The organism is Bacillus sp. FSL R5-0397, from assembly GCF_038593395.1.
Lineage (GTDB): Bacteria > Bacillota > Bacilli > Bacillales > Bacillaceae > Bacillus > Bacillus altitudinis.
Genome location: NZ_CP151992.1, coordinates 914001 through 939422 on the forward strand (window position 1 = coordinate 914001; position 25422 = coordinate 939422).

A 25422-nucleotide genomic window follows, 5' to 3' on the forward strand; every position below is an offset into this window, starting at 1 on the left:
AGGCGATATGATGAATATTCTATGGTTTATTCCAACGCATGGGGATGGGCGTTATTTAGGATCTTCGAAAGGGGCAAGACAGGCAGACTATCCGTATTTTAAACAAATTGCTCAAGCTGCCGATCAGCTTGGGTACACAGGGGTCTTGCTGCCTACTGGTAGATCTTGTGAAGATCCATGGCTGACAGCGGCCGCTTTAGCTGCAGAAACAACCCATTTAAAGTTTCTTGTGGCTCTTCGGCCAGGGTTGATGCAGCCATCTGTTGCTGCTAGAATGACCTCCACATTTGATCGGCTTTCAGGCGGGAGACTGCTGATCAATGTTGTAGCGGGAGGAAGTAAAGAAGAACTTGAAGGAGACGGGCTATTCATTTCTCATGATGAACGTTATGAGGCAGCAGAAGAATTTTTGACCATATGGAAGAGGTTATTGAAAGGAGAGAATGTTCAGTTTCAAGGGAAGCATCTGCAAACACAAAATGGACGGCTGTTATTTCCACCAGCTCAAACACCACATCCACCCGTTTTTTTTGGAGGATCATCAGAAGCAGGCATTCAAGCCGCTGCAAAACATACAGATGTTTATTTAACTTGGGGCGAGCCGCCTGCACAAGTAAAAGAGAAAATCGCACAAGTGAAAAAGCAGGCTGAAAAGGAGGGAAGAACGGTGAGGTTTGGTATTCGACTTCATGTGATCGTGAGGGAAACGGAAGATGAAGCTTGGCAGGCAGCGGAACATCTGATTCGTCATTTAGATCAAGAGACTATTGATGATGCGCAAAAGACTTTACAAGGGATGGACTCAGTAGGGCAAAAACGAATGGTTGAATTACATCAAGGGAATAAAGAGAAGCTTGAAATTAGCCCTAATCTTTGGGCGGGCATTGGCTTAGTTAGAGGCGGGGCAGGAACAGCGCTCGTCGGGGACCCGCATACAGTAGCAGAACGTATAATAGAATATCAGTCTCTAGGTATTGATACATTTATCTTTTCTGGTTATCCGCACTTAGAAGAATCTTATTATTTAGCAGAACTTGTTTTCCCGCTTCTCCCATTTAAAAGAAATGGTGATGCAGGACCACACGTTCCTGCTGGTGAAATTATTGGGAACAATTACTTTCCTGATACAGCCTCTGCTGCAAGTTCCTCATAAATGAAAGCAAAGCAGTCATACTTGTCGGGCTGCTTTGCTTTTTTTATAGAAAGAGAAGCAAGTAAAATGATATGTGCTGTGGAAGAAGGCAAGGGCTTTTTTCCCAACAGGTTTTCTTGTATATACATATTTTAAGAGACAAGAGAAGAAGGAAAATATGCTCACTCTTTTGTCGGAATTATCAGTTAATATGTCGTATTTGATGTGTTAACGACATATAATTAGGACTTTTATATCTGATATATCGGGGGAATTCTTTCTATCTCAAAAAAATGAAAGATTAAATAGAAGAGATGATGAAAATGAACTATTTGAAAAAAGGCAGAAAAAAGATGGATTTATTGACAATATATGGGTTTTGTGGTTCTTATGTTGTGGTGAAAAATAGTAAAAAAGGGAGAATTTATACAGTTGAACATGAATAATTGAATAAAAAGTCACATTTTACACGAAAATATGTTCGGTCAAAAATGGGATCTTCTGTTGATGTTTGGAGTGTGACGCCTATGATACGATCATCATAAGCTGGGAGGTGAAAAGTATGACTTATGCAGCGCCGCAAGTTGACTATTCCACTATGGAACCTGCTATTATGGACCAAGCTTGGTTCTTAGTATTTGTTGCTGTCCTTCTTGGATTGGGAGCAACAGTTGTTCTAGGAGCAGCAGTTTGGTGTTTAGCAAACGGCAAGGGTAGCTTTACAGGAGCCGTTCAGTGGGAAAGTGGCTTAAAAGTCCAAATTGAATGTAAGTAGCTATACTTAGGATTCATCTTTTTACTTCTTAGATAAGACACCAGGGCTAAACCGTCTGTGGCGGGCGGTTTAGCCTGATCTGTTTTTAAAGAATATGCAGACACTTGGAGGTTATATGTTTACGATCGAGAATTTAACCAAGACGTATAAAAATAACGTGACTGCTGTCAATGATTTTCATTTGAAAATTGCCCCTCATCAAATCGTTGCTGTGGCTGGACCAAATGGATCCGGTAAAACAACGATGATTAACTGTGTACTCGGCATCATTAAGCATACAGAAGGAACCATTCATATCAAGGATGTCACAAATGATGATCCATCCTTTAAAAAACAAGTCGCCTATGTTCCAGATGATCTGCTGCTCCCTGAAGCATTGACTGGTGCTGAATATTTAGATTTTGTTTCTTCTATGTATGAATGTAAAACAATTCAAAGAAGAAATCAACTAATTGAATTGTTTGATATGGAATCAGCTTTATCAAGACCGATTGAAACCTATTCCCATGGAATGAAAAAAAAGACACAGCTGATTGCTGCCTTTATGCTTGAGAGTCAATTAGTGATCATGGATGAGCCCTTTAGAGGACTTGATATTGAAGCGGTTATAAACACAAAGAAACTGATGAAACGTTATGCCGAGCACCATGGTGCAATCTTGCTTTCAACGCATGATATGCTTTCAGCGGAAGAGCTGTGCCACAAGATCGCCATTATTTCTAAAGGAAATAAAATGGATGAAGGGACGGTTTCAGCCTTAAAAGAAAAGTATCAATCAAGCACATTGGAACAGGTGTTTCTGAAAGCTTCAATGTTAAGTGATAGGGGTGCACATTTTGATGAAATCATTAATCATTTCTAAAATGATGCTTAAAATGTGGCAGCAGGAGATGTATAAGCTCTTTGATACTCAAACGAAGCGAATCATTGTGGTCTTATTCTTTTTGTTTGCAGTCACAATGGGAGCCATCATCGGATACAGTTTTACGGGTGTCTTTATGAAGGCTTTCTTAAATGGAGATGAACGTTCACTTGGGTTGTTGGCTGTGTCGATGGCAATCAATGCATCCATTTTTACAAGCTTGTTATTTGTGCTGATCAAAGTCAGAACACCTGAACAAGATCGTTTTTCTATGCAGCTCAGCTGGTTTCCGCTGTCTACCTTTCAAAAAAGTCTTGGTTACTTCATTCCGATGGTGACAGTCGTGACAGGGCTTGTTTTATTTTTCATCGGGATCTTGCTTTTACCTAATTTTATTGCACAAGGGATCGGTATTTTCTTTATTCTTACATTCTTTTTGATGGTGCTTTTGCAATCGCTCTTTGTCTTAACACTGCTTCAGCTCATTTACAACGTGACTTATTTACTCGTACTAAAATTAAAATTACCGTTGCAAAAATTTGCAGCGATATTTGTTTTATTAGCGCTAGTTGTAGCGTATGGAATGACACATTTCGACATCAATCAAATACAGCAATCATATGTACAGTTTGATTATCATTTGATGTATTTTACAGCGCCGTTTTTCTTAGCGGCACAAGGGATGTCTCCTGACGGGGTGAATTATGCGATTTTGATCCTCTTCATCTCATTATCTGCGGGAGGCGCATTTATTTCTCTTGCTTTAATGCCAATTATGGCTGAGAAAAAAGCGTTAACCTTTCTGCACAAACTACCATTTTCATCTTCGAAAAAGTGGTCACTCATTGTAAAGGAAATAAAGTCACAAGTGAGAAATGAAGAAAATATTTTAAACTTTCTCATCCTCCTTATTGTCATTTTATTTGTCCGTTATCAGTTTGCCTTCCGCTTTGAAGGAGAAGCTTTTTTTGTCTTATGTGCGCTAGCTGGGTTAACAGCTTTTAATTCATTTGGCAATGACAAACGTATGCTTGGGATGTATAAAACGTTTGGTCTAAGGCCATGGGAAGTGGCTCTTTATAAGTTTCTCGGACTTTTGCTCGTTGGTGTGATCCAAATTGTTTTATTTATGATCACAACACTGACGCTCCCGGATCAGATCTGGATCGTGTTGATTGGCGCTGCTGTCTTGTGTAATGCAACGGCTCTCTTTTATGTGGTAGGTATTTTATTACCCCTTGATCGAAATAATCCTTACACAGGTATTTTCTCGTTTGGAGCGCTTATTTTAATCATGATTCCGATTGTATTTATTGGAAACTATGTGATAGGGGAATCGAGTCAAATGCTTCAGTGGCTGCTTGTGGCAGGATTTGAATGTCTGCTCATCTTTGCCATATATAAAGGTTTTTCATGGAGGTATTCACATGATTCAACTTCTTAACAATAAGCTAAAGATTGAGCGGGTGCCGGCACTTGCGCCATATGTGACTTTACAAAAAAGGCATTTGACTGATACGCAGTACGGAAGCTCACTTCCAATTAACGAAAGTGCATATCATATGTTAACGAAAGTGGATGGTCAAAGGACAGAGGCGAGTATTACGGCAGAACTCGCCGATTTGTTTCAGGTCGATGAGTCTGTGATTGCCCGCGATTTTTATCAATTGATGATGGGGCTGAATCAGCATCACTTGCTGTCGATTCATTATCAATCGCCATATCGGACTGTCACAGCCTTCTGTCAATTTTTTAAGCAGTATCAAGTAAAGATGAAAGAGCGATTTGACTGCACGGGTCATTCATTTCTTCACATATTGGGTACGGCTCTGCTGATGGTGACGCGCAAAATCATCTTTTTCTGGGTGCTCTTTATGATCATGGCGGGAATCGCCTTTTTATTTATTCCTGATCCATCGATTGCAGCCATTGCGATTTATTTTACGATTATTTATTTCGGATTAATTACTGGAACCGCCTTGCATGAGGCGGCACATGGGTATGCACATCGGAAGTTCGCCGGCCGGGATGGTCCTCAAGGCTTTTTTGCGAGCGATATGATGTCTGTGAAATTTGTGAGGCCTGTTTTAGATCCGTTTCAGAAAAAACAGGTGTGGATTACACTGCTTGGTCCGCTTTTGCCGGGGCTCATTGGCGCAGCCGGAATCATTGTGACTGTTTTATTTCTAAAAGAAAATCCAATTTCGACAGGATTTTTCATTTTTTCAATCACGTATTTTATTCAATTGCTCTACCTTCTTCCGTTTATGGGGGATGGTAAGTCTATTATGAAGCAGTTATTGCTTGGTGGAATGGGAGGACAACGATCATGAACGTTCAGGCAATGAAACAAGGTGCAATTGTTGGTAGTTTCCTAGGTTTCTTAGGTTTTCCGATGCTGACCATTGGTGTTCTGTTCTATCACTTATTTCAATCAAAAACAAATAATGAATTATTATTTAACAGTCTTGCTTTTGAGATGGAAGGTTCGTCTGCATTTACGTTCCAAATCAAACCAAACTTTTTTATTTATATGGTTGTCATTTTTGCTGTCAGTTTTCTCATTGTGGCATTCCTATCAGCCATGAAACAGAAAAAAGCGAAAGATTAGGAGAATTTTCCTAATCTTTTTTTGTATAATCAACCAAATTTTAGTATAATAAAAAATAAAAGTATAAAAGGGGATATCAATGATTAAGAAATGGAGCATTCTTTTATTGACTGTTTTTCTATTAGCAGGATGCGGCGAGAAGGCTGCAGGAACAACAACGACAGAGAAAACGGTCTCTAAAATAGAAACAGAGTCTGACTCTAAAAACCAAGTAACGATTGAAAAAATGAAATTGACAAAGAAAGAAAAAAACTTACTAGAGGCATCAACGACGAATGAAATAGTAGCTCTTACACTTAAAGGATTAACGAAGAATGATAAGAGTATTACGTTTATCGGGAGCCACTACAAAAATGGCCGGCTAGTTGATAAGGAAGTATCTTCTTCGACTTTTACGTTACATCAGGATGGAACTGACCAAACGATGAATATACTTTTACAATTAAGAGATGAGAAAGATACATATGAATCACAATTTAGTATGTGGTCAGACAACAAGAATGAGGGAATGACAAAAGCAACAGCAAGTTTTCCGTTCAAAATAAGTGATTATGTTTTTTCTGCACAATCTGATACTGTCAAAGTCTCTTCTGGAGAAAAGGCACTGATTGCATATACAGCGGCAATGGGAAAAGACGGGAATTCACCGATGCTTGAAAGGATTGAGAAAAATCCTAAGCAAGCGCTGAAGAATAAGTCACATGCCTACTTATTTTATATCCAGCTCGATTAATAACTATCGTAATATATATGGAGAATATGAATTTTTTTGACGAAAAATCTTCATATTCTCTTGACGAATTGTTAAGAAAGTTGTAACATAATAAAAGTCAACGCAATGATGTTGTCTTTAAAAGATTGATGCGGGTGTAGTTTAGTGGTAAAACCTCAGCCTTCCAAGCTGATGTCGTGAGTTCGATTCTCATCACCCGCTCCAATACATAATTTTGTTTATAACGCAGTATTTCGTTTCATAGATAAACGAAGTGTTGCGTTTTTTATTATGTCAGTATAATGTAAAGAGCACTGTGACCTACAGTGCTTTTTCAATGAGTTCATATTTACTTTCTCCACCATGTATTTGTATAAACATCTTCGTCAAGGATTGTATAAGTGCCTCACTCTTTTCCCGGGAAATAGATGGTGGGAAGAGAATGATTTGAAGAATGCTTTTTGTGTCTTGAGAAATTTGAGCTTTACTTGGTTGAGAAAATAACCCTTTAAGCTCTGCGCCATCCTGCCATTCAATATGACCAGTTTCATTTTTGGATAATGAAAGAGGCCCTTTCAATTGATCGGCATCTAATGTAAGGATAGGCAAGAAATATTTTAATGAAAAAAATATCGACAAATCCTGTACGGAATTGGTCGAGTCAATAAATTGTTCTTTTTGAATATCAGCAAGAAGCGGAAGAAAGGGGACACCTTCTAGAAGATTCGTCCATTCTTTGATCGCTGGTACTTCTTCCAAAGTTTGATCTTCATATTCAAAAAACAAAGATTCTTGAAACAGGCGCAATCGGCCTTTTAACATTTGAGGGGATTTTCCTATCTCAATATGTGAATATTCAATCTGTCCAACATGGATAGACGGGTTTTGAGGTTGGGAGATTTCCATTTGTATCTTCACAGTGACTCACTCCAATCGGTCATGATACACTCGTATTATACTGAAAACAACTGAAGAAACAAAGAAAGGAGGTTTGCAAGGTGATTCATGTTGGACAATTAAAAGAAGAGTTAATTCAATATGCGAACGAAATTGGTGTCGATAAAATTCGATTTGCAAGTGCTGATACATTTGATTCATTAAAGGACCGCCTCATCTTACATGAATCGTTAGGGTATTTGTCCGGTTTTGAAGAGCCTGATATCGAAAAACGAACAAATCCTGCTTTGTTGCTTCCAAAAGCAAAATCAATTGTCGCCATTGCGCTCGCATACCCTTCCAAAATGAAAGATGCTCCCCGAAGTACAAAGGATGCAAGAAGAGGGATTTTTTGCAGGGCTTCATGGGGAACTGATTATCATGTTGTGCTGAAAAAAAAGCTCGACATGCTTGAAGAGTTTTTGCGCAGTAAACACGAAGATATACGGACAAAATCAATGGTGGACACAGGTGAATTGTCTGACCGTGCTGTAGCTGAACGTGCTGGCATTGGCTTTAGTGCAAAGAACTGTATGATTATCACACCAGAGTTCGGATCTTATGTCTATTTGGCTGAGATGATTACAAATGTTCCATTTGAACCGGATGAGAAAATAGAAGACCAGTGCGGAACTTGTAATAAATGTGTGGATTCATGCCCAACGGGTGCTCTTGTGAATCCAGGCCAGCTCAATTCTCAAAGGTGTATTTCGTTTTTAACACAGACAAAAGGGTTTTTACCTGACGAATTTCGCTCGAAAATAGGGAATCGGTTGTATGGATGTGATACGTGCCAAACGGTCTGCCCAATTAATAAAGGGAAAGACTTTCATCTACATCCTGAAATGGAGCCAGATCCTGAAATTGCAAAGCCGCTCTTAAAGCCACTGCTGACAATCAGCAATCGTGAGTTTAAAGAGAAGTATGGTCATGTTTCTGGATCATGGCGAGGGAAAAAGCCTATTCAGCGGAATGCCATTTTGGCACTTGCTCACTTTAAAGATGCATCTGCTTTGCCAGATTTGGTTGACCTGATGCATAAAGATCCAAGACCGGTCATTCGAGGCACGGCTGCTTGGGCAATCGGTAAAATTGGCGATGGTCAGCAGCTTTCAGAACTCGAAAAAGCCCTTGAGCGGGAAAGTGATGAAGAAGCAAAACAAGAGATCATCAAAGGGATTGAATTGTTACAAACACCTTTAAATACTAAATAACCTCCCATTGAACATAGAATGAACCAAACAGAGATGTTAAAAAAAGTTTGGTGGTGTCTGTGTGAAACAATTATTAGAACAAACGTTAGAAGACAGACTGGCATATTTATTAAATGGCAGTACGATCAAACAGCCCCAGCTGATGTCTGATGTGGACGCTGTGGAGCGAAAGAAAGAGCTGTTTGCAAGAAGACAAGTTGAGATTGTCAAGGCGAAAGCAAAAGCAAAACTTCTCGATTCAGCTATTCAAGATGATGGAGCTCAGCAAGTACAATATCTCGCGCACCTCACTTATGTCTGTAAGGATATAGACGATTCTTTTTATTTAGAGGAACAGGTTGAGAAAAGAGAAGCGTTTCTTTATAACGACATGCTTGTGAAAGATCGGATGATGTTAGAAGAACGACAAAAGGAAGGTCAGGTGGATGAGCGCTTCCAAAATGAAGACCAATTTGGAAGAGCTTTTCACTATGACCGGCGTGCAGCTGTTCAATATGCTGAGACGTATTGGAATAAACGGAATCCAGCCTATAAAAATTTTGAAGATAACTGTACGAATTTTATTTCACAGTGTCTAAAAGCAGGGAATGCACCAACGAGAGGATATCCGAACCGTGGATCTGGCTGGTGGGTTCGTCCACATACATGGAGCTACAGCTGGACGGTGGCACATTCGATGAAAAATTATTTAACGAATTCCAAAGCGGGGTTGAGAGCGAAGAAGCTCAAGGAGCCGCAGGAGCTTCAAATAGGTGATGTTATTTGCTACGATTTTGAGGGTGACGGTAGGTATAATCATACAACCATTGTCGTTGATCATGATAAAGGCGGAATGCCTCTTGTGAATGCACAAACGTATGACAGCCGTATGCGTTACTGGTCGTATGAAGATTCAACGGCTTATACACCTAGTATTCGTTATACGTTTTTTCACATTTTGGACGATGCTCCGAAGGATAGTTAATGGTATAATGTTGAGCGGAAAAGAAAATTAGAGGTGAACTTTTTTGGGACTTCATGTCGTTTTATATCAACCAGAAATTCCAGCTAATACTGGAAATATTGCGCGTACATGTGCAGCAACAAATACAACACTTCATCTGATTCGTCCGCTTGGTTTTTCGACAGATGATAAAATGCTGAAGCGTGCAGGACTCGATTATTGGAAATATGCCAATGTCGTCTATCATGATTCATTAGATGAATTGTTTGAGGCTCATCCGAAGGGGCAATTTTTCTATATCACAAAGTTTGGGCAAAAGCCGCATACAACGTTCGATTACTCGCAGCTAGATGAAGACTACTTCTTCGTATTTGGCAGAGAAACGAGTGGCTTGCCAAAAGATTTGATTGAACGGAATATGGATCGCTGTCTACGTTTACCAATGACAGAGCATGTTCGTTCACTGAATCTATCGAATACGGCAGCGATTCTTGTGTATGAGGCGCTTCGTCAGCAACAATACCGAGATTTAATATAAGAACATGATAAAAAGCCGAGATCCCATCTCGCTTTCAGTGAATATGTAAGTGCTGAAAATATGAACGAAATGAAAAAGGATGTTCCGCTGATGGAACATCCTTTTTTTCATTTACCAGGCTTGCCTTCGTAGCCAGCTGTGAAAATGGATACTAAAAACGTAATGATGACGCCCATCATAATGACCGTTCTCATATAAGCTCCCCCTTATCCCTTTGTTCCTTTGCTGCCGGTTTCATATGTTGTGAAGTTCGCCTTGAAAAGCAGGAGATGAAGATCATTTTTCTCCTGTTTTTCCTTTATTATGAAGGGTCTTGCGGATGGTTGTCAATTCAGTTTGCCAATTCGTCATTTTGAAGAACGAAAGCATGTAATAGGACGCCTCCGCATAGATTGTAAAACAGTATCTGATTTCTAGCTTCAATCTTGAAAGAGGAGGTTCATATGGATATTTTAAAGAAAATTGAACAGCACAGAGAAGAAGAGCAGCGACTGAAATGGGAAGGCACCTTCAGCGAATATTTAGATATTATTAAAGAAAATCCACTTGTCGCTCAATCTGCTCATTCTCGCGTTTATCATATGATTAAGGACAGCGGGATTGAAGAGGAGAATGGGGTCAGAACCTACAAATTTTTTGATCAGGAGCTTTTTGGTTTAGAGGAATCATTGGAAAGGCTAGTGGAAGAGTATTTTCACCCTGCGGCTAAACGTTTAGATGTCAGAAAGCGTATTTTATTGTTAATGGGGCCAGTCAGCGGCGGGAAATCGACGCTTGTCACAAGGCTGAAAAGAGGGCTGGAAGAGTATTCACTAACAGATCATGGCGCAGTCTATGCGATTAAAGGCTGCCCAATGCATGAAGATCCGCTTCATCTCATTCCGCAAAATCTGCGGGAGGATTTTTATAGAGAATATGGCATACGTGTGCAGGGGAATTTATCACCTTTGAACTTGATGAGGCTGGAAGAGGAATATGGTGGCCGCATTGAGGATGTGAGAGTGGAACGAATCTTTTTCTCAGAGGACAAACGGACCGGCATTGGTACTTTCAGTCCGTCGGATCCGAAATCTCAGGACATTGCTGACTTAACAGGAAGTATTGATTTTTCAACGATTGCTGAATTTGGTTCAGAGTCAGACCCGCGTGCGTACCGGTTTGATGGAGAGCTCAATAAAGCGAACCGTGGAATGATGGAATTTCAGGAGATGTTAAAGTGTGATGAGAAATTTCTATGGCATCTTCTTTCATTAACGCAGGAGGGAAATTTTAAGGCGGGGCGTTTTGCGTTGATTAGTGCGGATGAATTGATTGTTGCACATACGAATGAAACGGAGTATCGGTCATTTATTTCAAATAAAAAGAACGAGGCTTTACACTCAAGAATTATTGTGATGCCGATCCCTTATAATTTAAAGGTGACAGAGGAAGAACGCATTTATCATAAGATGATTTCAGAAAGTGATGTCTCAGATGTTCATATTGCACCGCACACGCTAAAGGTAGCTGCGATGTTCTCTATTTTGACAAGGCTGAAAGAGCCGAAGCGGTCTGATATCGATTTGGTGAAAAAAATGCGACTGTATGATGGGGAAAGTGTCGAAGGTTTCCAATCTGTTGATATTGATGAGATGAAAAAGGAATTTCATGACGAAGGAATGAGCGGAATTGACCCGAGATATGTCATTAACCGCATTTCATCCACTATTATTCGAAAGAACATGGAATCCATCAATGCACTGGATGTCCTCCGTTCCTTAAAAGAAGGACTCGATCAGCATCCATCGATCTCAAGTGAAGATCGGGAGCGTTATTTGAATTTTATTTCTGTCGCACGAAAAGAGTATGACGATATGGCGAAGAAGGAAGTTCAAAAGGCATTTGTGTATTCCTATGAGGAGTCTGCGAAAACTCTCATGGATAATTACTTAGATAATGTCGAGGCGTACTGCAATAAAAACAAACTGCGTGATCCGTTAACAGGTGAAGAAATGAATCCTGATGAAAAGCTCATGCGTTCAATTGAGGAACAGATCGGCATTTCTGAAAACGCCAAGAAGGCATTCAGAGAAGAAATCCTTATTCGGATTTCTGCTTATGCGAGAAAGGGCAAACGCTTTGATTATAATTCTCATGAGAGATTACGAGAAGCTATTCAGAAGAAGCTCTTTGCCGATTTGAAAGATGTCGTGAAAATTACGACATCGACAAAAACGCCGGATGAGCAACAGTTGAAAAAGGTCAATGAAGTAGTGGCGCGATTGATTGATGAGCATGGCTATAATTCCACAAGTGCAAACGAACTCTTAAAATATGTAGGTAGTCTTCTGAATCGTTAATAAATGAAGGAGGCATTATTGGCGCAAACCAGCACCGGTAATGTCTTTTTTAAAAATCGTCGTCATTTCGACGACGGCCAGCATACGATAATGGAATCGATGGGTACAAGAATTGTCCAAAAAGGTGAGGAGGGGGATGGATGTCCCGGCAAGAAAAAAGTCAGTTTATTGTGTCTCAGGAAGACTGGTCCCTCCATCGAAAAGGCTTTGATGACCAGCAGCGTCATCAGAAAAAAGTCAAAGAGGCGATTAAAAACAATTTGCCGGATCTTGTCACAGAGGAAAGCATCATTATGTCTAATGGCAAAGATGTGGTCAAAATTCCGATCCGTTCTTTAGATGAATATAAAATTCGGTACAACTATGATAAGAATAAGCATGTAGGTCAAGGGGATGGAGACAGCCAAGTTGGCGATGTGGTCGCTCGGGATGGATCTGACAGTAAGCAAGGGCAGGGAAAAGGTCAAGGTGCTGGAGATCAAGCCGGCGATGATTATTACGAAGCAGAAGTCTCATTAATGGATTTAGAGGAAGCGCTATTTCGTGAGCTGGAGCTACCAAATCTTAAACAAAAGGAACTTGATGATATCGTTGTCGAGGAAATTGAGTTTAATGATATTCGCAAAACGGGGTTAACCGGTAATATCCATAAAAAACGAACCATGCTGTCAGCATTTAAACGAAATGCCATGACAGGAAGCCCTTCCTTTTATCCCATTTATCCAGAGGATATTAAGTATAAGACGTGGAATGAAGTCACCAAACCAGAATCAAAAGCGGTTGTCCTAGCGATGATGGATACGAGCGGAAGTATGGGGCTTTGGGAAAAATATATGGCGAGAAGCTTTTTCTTTTGGATGACACGTTTCTTGCGGACAAAGTATGAGACAGTCGAGATCGAATTCATTGCCCACCATACAGAGGCGAAGGTCGTAGACGAGGAGCACTTCTTTTCTCGGGGAGAGAGCGGGGGAACCATTTGTTCTTCGGTCTATCGAAAGGCACTAGAGCTCATAGACGAACGATATCCTCCGTCACGATATAATATTTATCCTTTCCATTTTTCTGATGGTGACAATTTGACCTCAGATAATGCACGGTGCGTGAAGCTCGTTTCTGAAATTATGAAAAAAGCCAATTTATTTTGTTATGGTGAAGTGAATCAATATAATCGGCATTCTACGTTAATGTCAGCATATAAACATATTCAGGATGAGAAATTTAAGCATTATATTTTGAAGCAAAAATCAGACGTTTTTCTCGCATTAAAAAAATTTTTTCAGCAGGAAGAAGTTCTTTCTTAAAGAGAACATTCAAAAAAACCTTTCAGCATAAGGGCTGAAAGGTTTTTTGTGTGGAGAAGGAAGGGATCACCAGAAAAAAAGTAAAACTTTCTCTTTGACATTTCAATTTTCATTTATTAATATTTAATCTTGTTAAATATAAGTTTTTCAAAAAAGATGCCGATTGTCTTTTCTTCTTTTTCTGCTTTTTGCTCATAAGTGAACAATAAGTATAAATGGGCTGCACACCATTTTCAGCGGAGTAGAAAAAGGGGAAACAGGCAGCTCTATGAGCTTGTTTCATAATCTGTCAGATGATGGGCATTCTAAGTTTGCTAAAGCAGATGACACTATATTTTTATACATGAAAGGAGAAACAAAACATGAACAGAGGGCGTTTATTGCTAACAAATATTATTGGCCTTATTGTGATTCTTGCCATTATTGCCGGAGGTGCTTATTACTACTACGAAAGCACAAACTTCGTAAAAACAGATGAAGCAAAAGTGACAGGTGACATGTACCAAATTACAGCGCCAGCAGCTGGACAAATCAAAGGCTGGGACATCAATGAAGGTGACGAAGTGCAAAAAGACAGCACAGTTGCAAAAGTTGAAGGAGAAGCAAAAACAAACATTAAAGCAGTGGCTGATGGCACATTAGTCAAAAAAGAAGTACAAAACAACCAACAAGTGCAGCCTGGGACAGTTCTTGGTGAAACGATTGACCTAAGCAAGCTTTACATTACAGCGAATATTAAAGAAACAGACATTAAGAACATTGAAAAAGGTGACAAAGTGGACATCGTTGTAGACGGCGATCCTGATACAACATTTGAAGGAACAGTTGAACAAATTGGTTATGCAACAAACTCAACATTCAATATGCTGCCAGCAACAAACTCAAGTGGTAACTACACGAAAGTGACACAAAAAGTAGCAGTGAAAATTTCAATTAAAAATCCATCTGACAAAGTACTTCCAGGTATGAATGCTTCTGTCAAAATTTCTTCTTAATGATGACTGATATCAAAAAATGAAAGGAGGTTGTCTGAGATGGCAAATCAACCTGCAGCGACAAAACAGGGAGCAGGCTCCTTGTCTTTACTGATCATTTTAATGGCCGGTTTGTTCGTAGCGATTTTAAACCAAACGCTTTTGAACGTAGCCATGCCCCATTTAATGACTGAATTTAATGTGAGTGCGACGACAATTCAGTGGCTTACAACAGGTTACATGCTTGTCAACGGTGTGCTCATTCCGTTATCTGCGTTTTTAATCACACGTTTTGGCCAGCGCAGCTTATTCCTCGTGGCGATGATTTCATTTACACTAGGGACTTTTATTTGCGGTATTGCGCCAAACTTTTCTACGATGCTGATTGGTCGTTTGATTCAGGCAGTCGGTGGCGGTATCTTACAGCCGCTCGTCATGACAACAATCCTTTTTATTTTCCCTCCAGAAAACAGAGGGAAAGGAATGGGGATTTTTGGTCTTGCGATGATGTTTGCGCCAGCTGTCGGACCAACGTTATCTGGTTATATTATTGAACACTATTCATGGCGTATTATGTTTTATGGACTTGTACCAATCGGTGCGATTGTCATCATCGCGGCTTTCTTTATGTTTAAAAATATTGTAGAGCCTAAAAAAATCAAGCTGGACACTCTCGGTGCGATTCTGTCGATCGTTGGTTTTGCTTCGCTTCTATACGGAGTGAGTGAAGCGGGAAGTGATGGTTGGACAGATCCAATCGTTTTATCTACGATTATCATTGGTGCGATTGCGATCATTCTCTTTATTTTCCAACAGCTAAAAGCGGATAATCCGATGCTTGATTTCCGCGTGTTTAAATACAGCATTTTCTCATTATCAAGTGTTATCAACATTATTATTACCGTTGCCTTATACACTGGGATGTTCTTACTTCCGATCTACTTGCAGAACCTCGTTGGGTTTACTGCACTGCAATCGGGGTTATTAATGCTTCCAGGGGCACTTGCGATGCTCATTATGTCCCCAATTTCAGGGATCTTGTTTGATAAATTTGGACCTCGTCCGCTTGCCATTGTGGGGATGCTGATTACGGTTGTCACCACATACGAGTTTACACAGCTGACGATTGATACATCTTATAGTCACATTGTGCTCATGTATGCAGTACGTGCCTTTGGTATGTCACTCTTGATGATGCCAGTCATGACTGCTGGGATGAACCAATTACCGCAGCATTTAAACAGTCATGGTACAGCGATGTCAAACACACTGAGACAAATCAGTGGTTCGATCGGTACGAGTTTGATCACGACGATTTATACAAATCGCACGACATTCCATTATTCCAATATGGCAGATCAAACGAATACAGCTGATCCGTTCTTTATGAATTCATTCCAGGCGGCTGTCTCTAATGTGATGCACCATATGGGCATGACAGCAGAAGCTGCTCAAAAATATGTGTCGACCCAGCTCTTTACGAAAGCACAAGTCGATTCCAATGTGATGGGCATCAATGATGCTTACATGTGGGTGACATTATTCTGTGCAGCGGGTGTGATTCTCAGCTTGTTCCTGCGAGATGTACGTAAGGATAAAAAGCGAAAAGAAAAGCAGGATAAGAAACAAGAAATGACATTGCTTCCAGCACCTAAGGAAGCAAACTAAGATGCAAGATAAGTGTGGAGGGACCGTACATGAAAATTTATGTCGTATACGATAGTGAAGGTGACCATACAAAAGCACTTGCAGAAGCGATTGCAGCTGGCGCAGGTGAAACAGAGCAAGCTGAAGTGTTCATTGATCATGTGAAAGATGCGGATATCCGCAAGCTTGATCAAATGGATGCAATCATTTGGGGCTGCCCTGGTCACTTTGGTACCATTAGTTCTGGATTAAAGACATGGATTGACCGTCTTGGGTATTTATGGGCAGAAGGAAAACTCATCGATAAAGTCGGTGCCGTTTTCTGTACCACTGCCACAACACACGGCGGTTTAGAAATGACGATGCATAATTTGATTACGCCGATGTTCCATCAAGGGATGCTTGTGGTCGGCCTTCCTGGAAATGTTCCAGAAAATGCGTTATACGGCTCTTATTATGGAGCAGGTGTGACGTGCCCGATTGATTCTGATGAAGTGATTTCTACAGAAGGCATTGAGCTAGGGAAAGCATTAGGAAGACGTGTAGCATCAGTCACTGCGTCATTTAAGCGATAAGGAGAGGGTTCTTTTGGCGACGATTATTGTAGCGTTAGTAGCTGCTGTTCTAGTCATTATCGGATTAGTAGCGTTCAATGTCAGACACGCTTCGGCCGAGAAGGAAGAGATCAAAGAAGATGTATCGAACCATCCTGACGTGCCGCATAGCGAGCCAGAAGTTGCGGCGAGACCTGTAGAGCCTGAAGTGGAAGAAAAAGCGTCAGAGCCTTCTCAGACAGATGATGCTCCGTCAGGTGATGATTTCTATAGACAGGCGCTTCAAAAGTTTAAGCAGCCAGAACCACCTGTCAAAGAAGAAGAACCAGAGACGAAAATGAATGATGATATGTATCGTTCTGCTTTAAAGAAACTAAAGCAGAAGGACAAATAAAAAGAGAACCTCTCGTCAGGTTCTCTTTTTTTTTATTGCACAAAAAAACCGCCGGCATAAAAGCCAAGCGGTTTTCCTTCACTCTATAAAGTGCTAAAAGAGCAGATGCTCTTAAATTACGCTTTGTTAACGTTAGCAGCTTGTGGTCCACGGTTACCTTCAACGATTTCGAAAGAAACTGATTGACCTTCTTCTAAAGTTTTGAAGCCTTCGCCTTGGATAGCAGAGAAGTGAACGAATACATCGTCTTGACCTTCTACTTCGATGAATCCGAAACCTTTTTCAGAGTTGAACCATTTTACTTTACCTTCTAACATGAAATTTCCTCCTAAAGCGATCTTAACGCTTAAATTCACTATTCTTGCTCTTACACAAACTTCAAAGACGAAAACTCTTTCAAAACTTTCTTCTTAAAGATGATACGAACAAAAATAATTACCTTTACTTTACCAGTGTTTGCGGGAAAAAACAACTGTTATACGAAAACTTTTTTAAAAATAATTAGCGCTAACAAATTGAGGAAAAAGCCTATGTTAAGTGTTCTCTTTTTCGTCCAGAAAAGCTCACTTGGTTTCTGCCTGACTGCTTCGCTTTATAGAGCTCCTGGTCTGCAATAATCGGTAATTGTTTCATGTTTTCACTTGTTCCTGCATCACAAGCACATCCAATTGACACCGTAATGTGAATCGATGTTCCGTTTTGTAAATAAATTGGCTGATCCGCCATTTTTTTTCGTAAACGTTCCGCAATTTGCCATGTTTTTTCAACGGAACAATTCGGTAAAAGCACAGCAAATTCTTCACCGCCGATTCGCCCAATATAATCAGAGCTTCTTGTGTTCTTAATTAGCCTTGTTCCGATTTCTTTTAAAACGATATCTCCCTCATGATGTCCATACTGATCATTGATGGTTTTGAAATAATCGATGTCTAGATAAATCAAGGACATTTGATGGATAGGTTGCTTTAAGTTCAGAGAAAAAGCATCACTTAATATCTCATCGAATTTCCGTTTATTTAAAACACCAGTTAAAAAGTCATAATGAGCTTGGAATTTATACAAATTTAACATCTGATACGCTTTTGTTTGATGCTCAATGACATAAAAGTTAAATAAACCGGCAATATACGAGAACATCCAATAGGCAGCATGCAGTTCAAATGATCTTTCATTGACGATGATGATAAATAAAATCGTCGCTATGACGTTGCTCATGGTAATAGATAACAGCATTTTTACGACGTGATTGATATGACGCTCAGCAATTAAAAAAGAAGCTGTGGCGATAAATATCATGGAAAAAATATTAATGAAAGAAGCGACATTGGCTTCGATTAATAATCGGCCAATAATGATCACACAGGCTGCAATGAACGTTTGTGCAATGCCTCCATAAAATGCCGTTAAAATAAGGGGGATATGTCTTAAATCGATGATGGCTGGTCCTGCTTTAATAGAGAAAAACATTAAGAGGACACCGAGTAACCCAGAAATCATTCCTTTATAAATTTGTCTGAGCAGGGTGTCTTCCTTTTTTAAAAAATTCTCTTTAAACACAAGCATCAATAAATAATGGAAAGTGACAAGAATTGTTAAATTAATAAAGAGGTCTCTTAGCAAAATAAAATCACCTTTTTAAAATTACTAAAATTTGTTGCAAAAGAAAAGGGGAAACAAGATAATTAATAAAAATTTCACTTATGAGGGGTTTACAATGAGGAGAAAACAATTTCCAGATCGAACGGACTGGCTTTCTTTTTTTGAGACGTGGCCTGATGAAGGTTTTGAACGGGATATGCCCATTGAATATCAAGATCTAACGTTTCGGTTTGAGAATGAGGAAGAGCGATTTGTGGTGACGATGTCTCTTGGAGTACAAGAATTTTCTTTGAAGGCTGTTCGAAAAAAGGACGCATCCGTTTTAGGAGTATATGCCTTTAAAACTGTGCGACATGTAGAAATAAAAAAGGATCGGCAACATGAAAAAGAGCTGTTGATACTATTAGATGGTGTGGAACGGTTTGTTACCACGATCGAAATCACCTTCTTGCCTTCCTTCTGCATCATGGTGAAAGAGCATTTTTCAGGAGAATAAACAGGAGCCTTCTGAAAAAAGGCTCCTGTTTTAGTTATTTGTGCTCGATGTCATTGAGCACTTGCTGAATAGATTCATCATCCATTACATTCATGACACTTTCATCAATGTGAAGAGACTGGGCGTAAGACTCTCTCGGCGGCTGATGAGTTTGGTATGTTTTTGATGATGTCTGATGCTGGCTTGTTTCATTAGGCTGGACAGCGGTGAATGCTTGCTTGATCATTTGTCCTACTTCAGCTGTGCCTTTTGAGTCTTTACGTGAATGTGAATGGGACTCATGACGAGATGACTCATGCTGGTGTTGATCTTTGCCTTTCATCATTGAGGACAAATTCATTTGAGTCATGCTGCTTAGTCTTCTCCGTAATAGTGGTGAAAATAATGCAATGATGGCTGTTGATGCTGCGATCATTGCACCAGTACTCATACCTTTTCTCTTTTTAAACAAACGAATCCCTCCATTTGATCGTGATGATACTTCTTCATCATGTTTAGGATGACCAATCAAGGCTGATTTATGAATTCATTGCTGAAATAGAGGATGTGTGCATAAAAAGTCTGCTGGATGAAAAACCTATGAGCAAAAGGAGGGAATAAATTGATGAATAAGAAATGGATGCTATCTTTATTACTCGTTCCAACATTGATCACTGCTGGGTGTGGAATGAACAACCAAGGCGATGAACGAAGAGGAACAATGAAACGACAGTACGAAAATGTCACATATAAGAACGACAACATGAGACAGGATCAACCAAATGTACAAACACCTCAGAAGGTGAAAGTGGCAGATAAGGCATCAGAGCTTGTTGCCAACATGTCTGAAGTGAAAACAGCGAACGTACTTGTCACAGGGAAAAATGCATTTGTTGCTGTCGTGCTTGAAGGCAATAAAAGCGGAGATGTAACAGACGATTTGAAAAAGAAAATTTCTGACAAAGTCAAATCGACGGATCAACAAATTGATAATGTGTATGTATCTGCTAATCCAGACTTTGTCGATCGTATGGCAGGGTACGGAAAACGTATTAGAAGTGGAGAGCCAATTTCAGGATTCTTCGACGAGTTTACTGAAACGGTTCGACGTGTCTTCCCTGAATCAAAATAGCTACGACAAAAGCCGTATGTCATATGCGGCTTTTTTGTTTGGAACCGCACCTTGCGCACCTGACTGCATAAAGTAAAAAATATATCACCTTTTGTTGATCTTTGTTTTTTCATAGAAAGAGAAAGAGGTTGCAGGATGAATTCAGGTGGGGAGTAAATGAAAGCAAAACCGTCATTAATTCATAAAAAACTTGTAAGCGGAATGATTGCAGCAGGTTTGATTTTTTATGCGTTCACTGCGTACTTGATTTATGTTGCGTTCCAGCTGGCAGAGCAATATCTAGAGCAGCATTCTTCGCCTAAAACGGTCTTAACGGAAGGACTCAATAAGCAAGTCTATGAACATATTCGAATCTACTATGCAAAGGATGAGGGCGCCTTTGTCGATTTGACCATAGAAGCGCTGGAACAGGCAAAGAAGAGAACGATGTCAGTGTTTCAGTATGAAGCTGACAAACCGTTAGATATCATTTATTTTGATGATAAAGAGACGATTGAGCAATTTGCCGGTATCAAGCATATTACAGGTTTTTATTCTGATGTTGATCATATGATTGGATTATACCCAGATAAACGGGAAGAATTGTTGAAGAAAGAGACACTGCCTTTATACTTTTTCAACACGTTATTCATTCATGAGTATGCCCATTTTGTTTTCTATGAAAAGGTGCATGCATACAATGTATCTCCAGTCGTCTTTCCCCTTTGGTTCCATGAAGGAACAGCAGAATGGACGGCCTATGATGTGCTGAACGCCACGTCTGAACGGTTTGACGTCATTCCTTTTAAATCTCTTTATTCTGATCAAGACTGGCAAGAATCTCGCACGACGTATGAGACAGATGTTTATTTACAAAGCTACTATATGATCTATGAGCTTGTGCAGCTTTATGGACGAGATGTCATACATGAGATCATGGAGGAAACGGCGAAAACTAGTCGTTTTGATAGAGGATTTGAACAAGCGACAGGACAACGTCTCACAGATTTTGAAGAGCAATTTAAACTGAATTATCAAAGAAACAACGGCTGACCTGTAAATAGGTCGGCCGTTGTTTTTGGTTAATGAAGCGGTTTTTGCTGATTGGCTTTGCTTGGCGGCATCTGCACTTGTCCCTGCATAGGGGCAAATGTAGACGTCATCGCCTGCATATCTTGAGCTGTAAGCTGCGGAACTTGATAATAGCTATGTTTGTTTTGATATAAGAAAATTTCATACGCCATTTCAATAAAGTTCGGGATTTGCGCTGCAAGCACACGTCGCACCACAGGGTTTGTGACCTCTAATGCAGTCATTGAGAGTAATCCAGCATGAGATTTCATGAGACCAAGCATATGCCCTGTAATTCCCGCATCTTTTACATCCTGTATTGATTGATTAGGCTTCTTAGGCTGAGATGGTTTTATTCCGTATGTCACCTGTGTCTGTTCTTTCATCATATAAGTAGATGTTTCTTCACTAGGCTTTTGACCAGTAGAAAAGCAATCTACCGTGACGTTGTACTGGGACAATACAAATTGATATTGTCGATCTAACATGTCGGATAATGCGGGATCTTGGATAAATTGCCGAAAGATCATGTATTGATCCAAAATATTAATGGTCCCTGCTAATACCTCATGTAAATCAAATAACTCATGCCCGCCATGATTGAATTGGGGCTGCTGGACATGTCCTTGAACGTTTGGTTGCTGATCGTTTTGCATAAAGAATCCTCCTTCTGTTTATACAGTCTGTTTTAATGTGAGGAAGTTTTCCTCCTTTCATGCAAAAAACATTATTTACAATTAGAGGGTTTTCTTCCTTTTTGTCGAAAAAATGTATCAGACGAATGAACATGGGGGTACCAGATGCAGGACAAAATCATTAATCGTTTGATAGAAGACGAACATGTGCAGGCACCAGTGATTGGCATCGGTGTTTCGCCGTTTGAACAGCATCATCTTGAGGCTTTTTTTCAATCATTTCCGCATGAATTAAATGCCTCTTTTATTGTTGTGCAAAATCATGTGACAGGCGATTGTGTAACTGATTTGGAAGCACTTGTTTTACCGATTGGCTACCGGGCAAAGCCGATTAAGCATGGTGAGAAAGTCATGAAAAATACGATTTATGTTTGTCCGCAGCATGCAGCTGTGACATTGACAGAAGACAAACGGCTACACATAACAGAGCAGCATCCTACGAACAAGGCGTGTGCTGTAAATTCATTGTTTCAGTCACTTGCCAATGTGCAAAAGGAAGAGGCATATGCGATCTTTTTTCAAAAAGGCTATTGTGTAGGAAGTGGTTTGCTTCAAATCGTTGAGCAAGGCGGTACAGCCATATCGTGCAGTGAGACAAATAGTGGGTTTGATCGTATGTATCATCAAACATTTCAAGACCCTTCTGCACTTGCGTCATATATAGCCAACATCATCAACGTTCCGCATACAGATGTTGCAGACCCTGTTTTGATCAGAATCATTGAACGTCTTGAAATGCATAAAGGAATTGCATTTTCAACCTATGAGAAGCGCAGACTGCTCTCTGTCATTCAAAAAAGAATGAGGAGTGCGAACCAATCGATCTCCTTATTGTCCGAGTATGATCGTTTATTAGAGAGAGAACCAGATGAGCTTGATCGCCTGCATGTACAGCTTTTAAGCGGCACGACTTCCTTTTTTAGAGATATGGAAGCCTTTCGAGTATGTGAACATCACATCATTCCGTCGATCATTGATAATACATTGAAAAATGGGAAATCTCGATGCCGCATTTGGATTGCAGGATGTTCTACAGGTGAAGAAGCCTATTCTTTTGCGATGTTATTTTTAGAAGAAGTGAAACGAAGACAAGTGTCCATTGAACTTCAAGTGTTTGCAACAGACATCAACCGGAAAGCCATCCAAAGTGCAAGCAAAGGTGTTTATTCGCTTGAGTCTATGGCACGAATGCCAGAAAAATGGAGGGCACGATATTTCGAAAAAAAAGGTGACGCTTTTATTGTGAAGCAGTCGCTTAGAAAACATATAGTCTTTGCTCCTCACAATTTATTGATCGATTCACCTTTTATCCACCTCGATTTTATCAGTTGCCGAAATGTTCTGATGTACTTCCAGCCAGAAGTACAAAAACGAGTCTTATCTCGATTCCAATATGCACTAAAGGATCAAGGGATGTTGATATTAGGACCGAATGAAAAGGTACCCAATATCCCTCGTTTATTTCATTTGTTCAATGAAAAGTGGAACATTTACACCCACTCAAACGTTCCTAAATACAATGCAGGTCATACGGAGTTAAAAGAACGAGCTGTCCAATATATGAAAGAAGTAGAGCAGGAGTATGATGCATGTTTCATCATAGACGATTGCGAGAAAATCCTTGCGATATCAAACGGTGCCTATTCTTACTTAGCGCATGCAGAAGTCTCAGATGAATTATGTGAATATGTAACCCCTGATTATATGAAAGAGATACTAAGTCAAAGCTTTCAAAAGGTATGGACTGAAGAGACTGAGGTTGTTTTTCAACATGTTCTCATTTCGGAAAATGGAAGAAAGCAGTATGCAGATTTTACAGTGAAACATTTTGATCGCCGTTTTAAAGGAGTATACGTCATTCTCATTCGGAAGAGTGAGAGAGGAAAAAATCAAAAGAACGGCAGGGACAAAGGGATGTTAGATCAGAATTCGGTTTATCAACAGCGAATTGTCGATTTAGAAAACGAGCTCAATGAGGTCAAACAAAAGGAGCAAGAAGCAAGGGCTCAATTAAAAGAAAAAAACAAGCAAATAGAAGTGCGCGAGAAAACAAACGAGCATTTTATAAATATCATAAACAATTTAAAGGTGACAAGAGAAGAACTGTACCGGCCGTCTGTGAAGCCAGAACTTGCCACGTTGTTTGTGGACCGGAAAATGAATATTCGCTATCACACTCCTACAGCTACCTCTTTATTCACTTCAGCTCAAACCCGGCACCAGCAAACGTTTCAGTCGATGGTGAAAAAGTTATCGAAGGAAATGCTCTATCATGATATTCAATCTGTCATTTCAGATAGGCGCGTGATCGAACGTGAAATTGAAACGAACGAAGGAGAACAATTCACGGTTCATATGACGCCTTTCTATGATCAAGATCGCGAGGGAGCAGTGATGACCTGGATCAAAATGACCGAAATGACAAAATTGAAGCAGGCTCTTCATCTTGCGGTGACAGCACTTGATAACAGCCATATTCATATTGTGGTTGCAACAGGAGAAGGTGTCATTCAGTGTGTCAACCAGCGCTTTTGTCAGTTTGTACAGCAGCATGAATATGACTTGATCGGAAAAGATATTTTTTCTGTCTATTATGCGTTGTGTCAATGTGATGATCTAGCGAAACAATGGGACGTGTGTTTAAGAGAGGGCAGCTGGACAGGTGAGCTGTATTTTCAGGACTTATCAGGGCGTGAGCGATGGGAAAGAGTCTCTTTACACCGAATCGATGACCCTGACAAAATGCAGTCTACTGTCATGCGGATTTCAGAGGATATTACAAGTCAAAAACAGTCTGAGAAAATGCTGATGAAGTCTGAAATGCTGTCAGCAGTTGGACAGCTTGCAGCTGGTATTGCCCATGAGATACGGAACCCACTGACGTCGTTAAAAGGCTTTTTACAGCTAATGATTCAAAGTAAAAAGTATCAGAAGGATTATGCCGATGTGATGATGTCAGAGTTTAATCGGCTTGAGTCTATTATTAACGAATTTCTTGTGCTCTCTAGAAGTAAATCTGTTAAATTTGAACCGGTGAATGTGAATCTTCTGCTCGAAGAAGTCATTATGGTCGTTGAATCTCAGGCGGTCTTAAAAGGAGTGTCGATTCAAAAGAATCTGGCGCCCTCACTGCCACATATTCAAGGCATTCCAAATGAATTGAAACAAGTGTTCCTTAACATTCTTAAAAATGGAATTGAAGCGATGGATGGAGTAACAGGTGTGATCCAAGTGACTTCATTATTGAAAAACGACCAAATGATGCTGATATTTGAAGACCAAGGAAAGGGCATACCAGAAGAGGAGATTGGGAAATTAGGTGAACCTTTTTACACAACGAAAGAAAAAGGCACGGGTCTTGGATTAATGATGACCATTAAGATTATTGAAAGCCATGGCGGTACCATTCTTTTTAAGAGCAAAAGCTTTGAAGGGACACGTGTGATTATTACGTTTCCAAGTAATTGAGATCAGTTTTACATGAAATCCATCCAGTCTTAATAATTGCTTTGTACACTAGAAGAGATGAAGTTCAA

At 39.9% G+C, this 25422-nt stretch carries 25 protein-coding genes and 1 tRNA gene; 21 read left to right on the plus strand and 5 right to left on the minus strand.

What is annotated here, in order from left to right; genetic code table 11:
* The first annotated feature begins 10 nt into the window (after positions 1–10).
* The 8 genes from ssuD to NSQ70_RS04595 all read left to right on the plus strand — a co-directional run bounded on the left by ssuD (position 11) and on the right by NSQ70_RS04595 (position 6317).
* Positions 11–1153 (plus strand): FMNH2-dependent alkanesulfonate monooxygenase, encoded by a 1143-nt coding sequence (ssuD, locus tag NSQ70_RS04560; protein WP_047947124.1) that lies wholly within the window; start codon positions 11–13, stop codon positions 1151–1153.
* Between the two features lie 541 nt (positions 1154–1694).
* The gene (locus NSQ70_RS04565) at positions 1695–1907 is read left to right on the plus strand and encodes a hypothetical protein (protein ID WP_003211695.1); all 213 of its coding nucleotides are present in this window, start codon (positions 1695–1697) and stop codon (positions 1905–1907) included.
* A gap of 115 nt (positions 1908–2022) precedes the next feature.
* On the plus strand, positions 2023–2769 hold the full coding sequence (locus NSQ70_RS04570; protein WP_008349096.1) for an ABC transporter ATP-binding protein: 747 nt from the start codon (positions 2023–2025) through the stop codon (positions 2767–2769).
* Positions 2747–4213, plus strand: coding sequence for a hypothetical protein (locus NSQ70_RS04575; protein WP_256689124.1), 1467 nt, complete (start codon positions 2747–2749; stop codon positions 4211–4213). Before NSQ70_RS04570 ends, NSQ70_RS04575 begins: the two co-directional genes overlap by 23 nt.
* A complete protein-coding gene (locus NSQ70_RS04580) occupies positions 4197–5102 on the plus strand; it encodes a PqqD family protein (protein WP_008349091.1) in 906 nt (301 codons plus the stop codon). Before NSQ70_RS04575 ends, NSQ70_RS04580 begins: the two co-directional genes overlap by 17 nt.
* Positions 5099–5380, plus strand: a complete 282-nt coding sequence (locus NSQ70_RS04585; protein ID WP_008349089.1) for a hypothetical protein — start codon at positions 5099–5101, stop codon at positions 5378–5380. Before NSQ70_RS04580 ends, NSQ70_RS04585 begins: the two co-directional genes overlap by 4 nt.
* 79 nt (positions 5381–5459) lie before the next feature.
* Positions 5460–6113 carry a hypothetical protein gene (locus NSQ70_RS04590; protein WP_342502486.1) on the plus strand — a complete coding sequence of 218 codons (654 nt, stop codon included), beginning with the start codon at positions 5460–5462 and terminating at the stop codon, positions 6111–6113.
* A gap of 130 nt (positions 6114–6243) precedes the next feature.
* Positions 6244–6317 (plus strand) — tRNA-Gly (locus NSQ70_RS04595).
* Positions 6318–6413: 96 nt separating this feature from the next.
* On the opposite strand, the gene NSQ70_RS04600 is transcribed toward NSQ70_RS04595, so the two are convergent.
* A complete protein-coding gene (locus NSQ70_RS04600; RefSeq protein ID WP_178897227.1) occupies positions 6414–7010 on the minus strand; it encodes a hypothetical protein in 597 nt (198 codons plus the stop codon).
* 83 nt (positions 7011–7093) lie between these two features.
* Here NSQ70_RS04600 and queG point away from each other — a divergent pair, with 83 nt between their 5' ends.
* The 9 genes from queG (at position 7094) to NSQ70_RS04645 (ending at position 16935) form a co-directional block, all read left to right on the plus strand.
* A complete protein-coding gene (gene queG / locus NSQ70_RS04605) occupies positions 7094–8242 on the plus strand; it encodes a tRNA epoxyqueuosine(34) reductase QueG (RefSeq protein ID WP_041093435.1) in 1149 nt (382 codons plus the stop codon).
* Positions 8243–8303: 61 nt separating this feature from the next.
* Positions 8304–9206, plus strand: coding sequence for an amidase domain-containing protein (locus NSQ70_RS04610; protein WP_056705061.1), 903 nt, complete (start codon positions 8304–8306; stop codon positions 9204–9206).
* Between the two features lie 43 nt (positions 9207–9249).
* Positions 9250–9723 (plus strand): tRNA (uridine(34)/cytosine(34)/5-carboxymethylaminomethyluridine(34)-2'-O)-methyltransferase TrmL, encoded by a 474-nt coding sequence (gene trmL, locus NSQ70_RS04615; protein ID WP_003211950.1) that lies wholly within the window; start codon positions 9250–9252, stop codon positions 9721–9723.
* Between the two features lie 443 nt (positions 9724–10166).
* Complete coding sequence (locus NSQ70_RS04620) at positions 10167–12062, plus strand: PrkA family serine protein kinase (protein ID WP_017360374.1); 1896 nt, start codon at positions 10167–10169, stop codon at positions 12060–12062.
* 140 nt (positions 12063–12202) lie between these two features.
* Complete coding sequence (yhbH, locus tag NSQ70_RS04625) at positions 12203–13366, plus strand: sporulation protein YhbH (RefSeq protein WP_007497035.1); 1164 nt, start codon at positions 12203–12205, stop codon at positions 13364–13366.
* A gap of 362 nt (positions 13367–13728) precedes the next feature.
* Positions 13729–14361, plus strand: a complete 633-nt coding sequence (locus NSQ70_RS04630) for an HlyD family efflux transporter periplasmic adaptor subunit (RefSeq protein WP_007497037.1) — start codon at positions 13729–13731, stop codon at positions 14359–14361.
* Between the two features lie 39 nt (positions 14362–14400).
* Entirely contained in the window at positions 14401–16008 is a 1608-nt protein-coding gene (locus NSQ70_RS04635) for a DHA2 family efflux MFS transporter permease subunit (protein WP_342502487.1), read from the plus strand.
* A 29-nt stretch (positions 16009–16037) separates the two neighbouring features.
* On the plus strand, positions 16038–16562 hold the full coding sequence (locus tag NSQ70_RS04640; protein WP_017366904.1) for a flavodoxin family protein: 525 nt from the start codon (positions 16038–16040) through the stop codon (positions 16560–16562).
* Between the two features lie 13 nt (positions 16563–16575).
* Positions 16576–16935: a hypothetical protein gene (locus NSQ70_RS04645; protein ID WP_056705064.1), complete on the plus strand. Its 360-nt coding sequence runs from the start codon at positions 16576–16578 to the stop codon at positions 16933–16935.
* Between the two features lie 116 nt (positions 16936–17051).
* Here NSQ70_RS04645 and cspB read toward each other — a convergent pair whose 3' ends face one another.
* Both cspB and NSQ70_RS04655 read right to left on the minus strand, forming a co-directional pair.
* Positions 17052–17252 (minus strand): cold shock-like protein CspB, encoded by a 201-nt coding sequence (gene cspB, locus NSQ70_RS04650; protein ID WP_008349061.1) that lies wholly within the window; start codon positions 17250–17252, stop codon positions 17052–17054.
* 211 nt (positions 17253–17463) lie between these two features.
* The gene (locus NSQ70_RS04655) at positions 17464–18555 is read right to left on the minus strand and encodes a diguanylate cyclase (protein ID WP_056705065.1); all 1092 of its coding nucleotides are present in this window, start codon (positions 18553–18555) and stop codon (positions 17464–17466) included.
* Between the two features lie 94 nt (positions 18556–18649).
* Between NSQ70_RS04655 and NSQ70_RS04660 the strand changes: the two genes are divergently transcribed.
* A complete protein-coding gene (locus NSQ70_RS04660; RefSeq protein WP_056705066.1) occupies positions 18650–19030 on the plus strand; it encodes a hypothetical protein in 381 nt (126 codons plus the stop codon).
* Positions 19031–19064: 34 nt separating this feature from the next.
* Here NSQ70_RS04660 and NSQ70_RS04665 read toward each other — a convergent pair whose 3' ends face one another.
* Positions 19065–19481 carry a hypothetical protein gene (locus NSQ70_RS04665; RefSeq protein ID WP_041507545.1) on the minus strand — a complete coding sequence of 139 codons (417 nt, stop codon included), beginning with the start codon at positions 19479–19481 and terminating at the stop codon, positions 19065–19067.
* Positions 19482–19634: 153 nt separating this feature from the next.
* Between NSQ70_RS04665 and NSQ70_RS04670 the strand changes: the two genes are divergently transcribed.
* Together NSQ70_RS04670 and NSQ70_RS04675 are read left to right on the plus strand one after the other, a co-directional pair.
* Positions 19635–20141, plus strand: a complete 507-nt coding sequence (locus NSQ70_RS04670; protein ID WP_008349054.1) for a YhcN/YlaJ family sporulation lipoprotein — start codon at positions 19635–19637, stop codon at positions 20139–20141.
* 156 nt (positions 20142–20297) lie between these two features.
* Positions 20298–21173: a hypothetical protein gene (locus NSQ70_RS04675; RefSeq protein WP_056705068.1), complete on the plus strand. Its 876-nt coding sequence runs from the start codon at positions 20298–20300 to the stop codon at positions 21171–21173.
* Between the two features lie 29 nt (positions 21174–21202).
* On the opposite strand, the gene NSQ70_RS04680 is transcribed toward NSQ70_RS04675, so the two are convergent.
* Positions 21203–21847, minus strand: coding sequence for a spore coat protein (locus tag NSQ70_RS04680; RefSeq protein WP_017366909.1), 645 nt, complete (start codon positions 21845–21847; stop codon positions 21203–21205).
* Positions 21848–21991: 144 nt separating this feature from the next.
* Between NSQ70_RS04680 and NSQ70_RS04685 the strand changes: the two genes are divergently transcribed.
* A complete protein-coding gene (locus tag NSQ70_RS04685; protein WP_056705070.1) occupies positions 21992–25354 on the plus strand; it encodes a CheR family methyltransferase in 3363 nt (1120 codons plus the stop codon).
* Positions 25355–25422: the final 68 nt, after the last annotated feature.

What these genes read in the sequence shown, in the direction of transcription:
- NSQ70_RS04570 (WP_008349096.1), top strand. Translation starts at nt 2,023, where the DNA reads ATGTTTACGATCGAGAATTTAACCAAGACGTATAAAAATAACGTGACT.
- NSQ70_RS04640 (WP_017366904.1), top strand. Translation starts at nt 16,038, where the DNA reads ATGAAAATTTATGTCGTATACGATAGTGAAGGTGACCATACAAAAGCA.
- NSQ70_RS04660 (WP_056705066.1), top strand. Translation starts at nt 18,650, where the DNA reads ATGAGGAGAAAACAATTTCCAGATCGAACGGACTGGCTTTCTTTTTTT.
- NSQ70_RS04680 (WP_017366909.1), bottom strand. Translation starts at nt 21,847, where the DNA reads ATGCAAAACGATCAGCAACCAAACGTTCAAGGACATGTCCAGCAGCCC.
- NSQ70_RS04620 (WP_017360374.1), top strand. Translation starts at nt 10,167, where the DNA reads ATGGATATTTTAAAGAAAATTGAACAGCACAGAGAAGAAGAGCAGCGA.
- NSQ70_RS04630 (WP_007497037.1), top strand. Translation starts at nt 13,729, where the DNA reads ATGAACAGAGGGCGTTTATTGCTAACAAATATTATTGGCCTTATTGTG.
- yhbH (WP_007497035.1), top strand. Translation starts at nt 12,203, where the DNA reads ATGTCCCGGCAAGAAAAAAGTCAGTTTATTGTGTCTCAGGAAGACTGG.
- NSQ70_RS04585 (WP_008349089.1), top strand. Translation starts at nt 5,099, where the DNA reads ATGAACGTTCAGGCAATGAAACAAGGTGCAATTGTTGGTAGTTTCCTA.
- NSQ70_RS04590 (WP_342502486.1), top strand. Translation starts at nt 5,460, where the DNA reads ATGATTAAGAAATGGAGCATTCTTTTATTGACTGTTTTTCTATTAGCA.
- cspB (WP_008349061.1), bottom strand. Translation starts at nt 17,252, where the DNA reads ATGTTAGAAGGTAAAGTAAAATGGTTCAACTCTGAAAAAGGTTTCGGA.
- NSQ70_RS04565 (WP_003211695.1), top strand. Translation starts at nt 1,695, where the DNA reads ATGACTTATGCAGCGCCGCAAGTTGACTATTCCACTATGGAACCTGCT.
- NSQ70_RS04670 (WP_008349054.1), top strand. Translation starts at nt 19,635, where the DNA reads ATGAATAAGAAATGGATGCTATCTTTATTACTCGTTCCAACATTGATC.
- NSQ70_RS04635 (WP_342502487.1), top strand. Translation starts at nt 14,401, where the DNA reads ATGGCAAATCAACCTGCAGCGACAAAACAGGGAGCAGGCTCCTTGTCT.
- ssuD (WP_047947124.1), top strand. Translation starts at nt 11, where the DNA reads ATGAATATTCTATGGTTTATTCCAACGCATGGGGATGGGCGTTATTTA.
- NSQ70_RS04580 (WP_008349091.1), top strand. Translation starts at nt 4,197, where the DNA reads ATGATTCAACTTCTTAACAATAAGCTAAAGATTGAGCGGGTGCCGGCA.
- NSQ70_RS04675 (WP_056705068.1), top strand. Translation starts at nt 20,298, where the DNA reads ATGAAAGCAAAACCGTCATTAATTCATAAAAAACTTGTAAGCGGAATG.
- NSQ70_RS04685 (WP_056705070.1), top strand. Translation starts at nt 21,992, where the DNA reads ATGCAGGACAAAATCATTAATCGTTTGATAGAAGACGAACATGTGCAG.
- NSQ70_RS04575 (WP_256689124.1), top strand. Translation starts at nt 2,747, where the DNA reads ATGAAATCATTAATCATTTCTAAAATGATGCTTAAAATGTGGCAGCAG.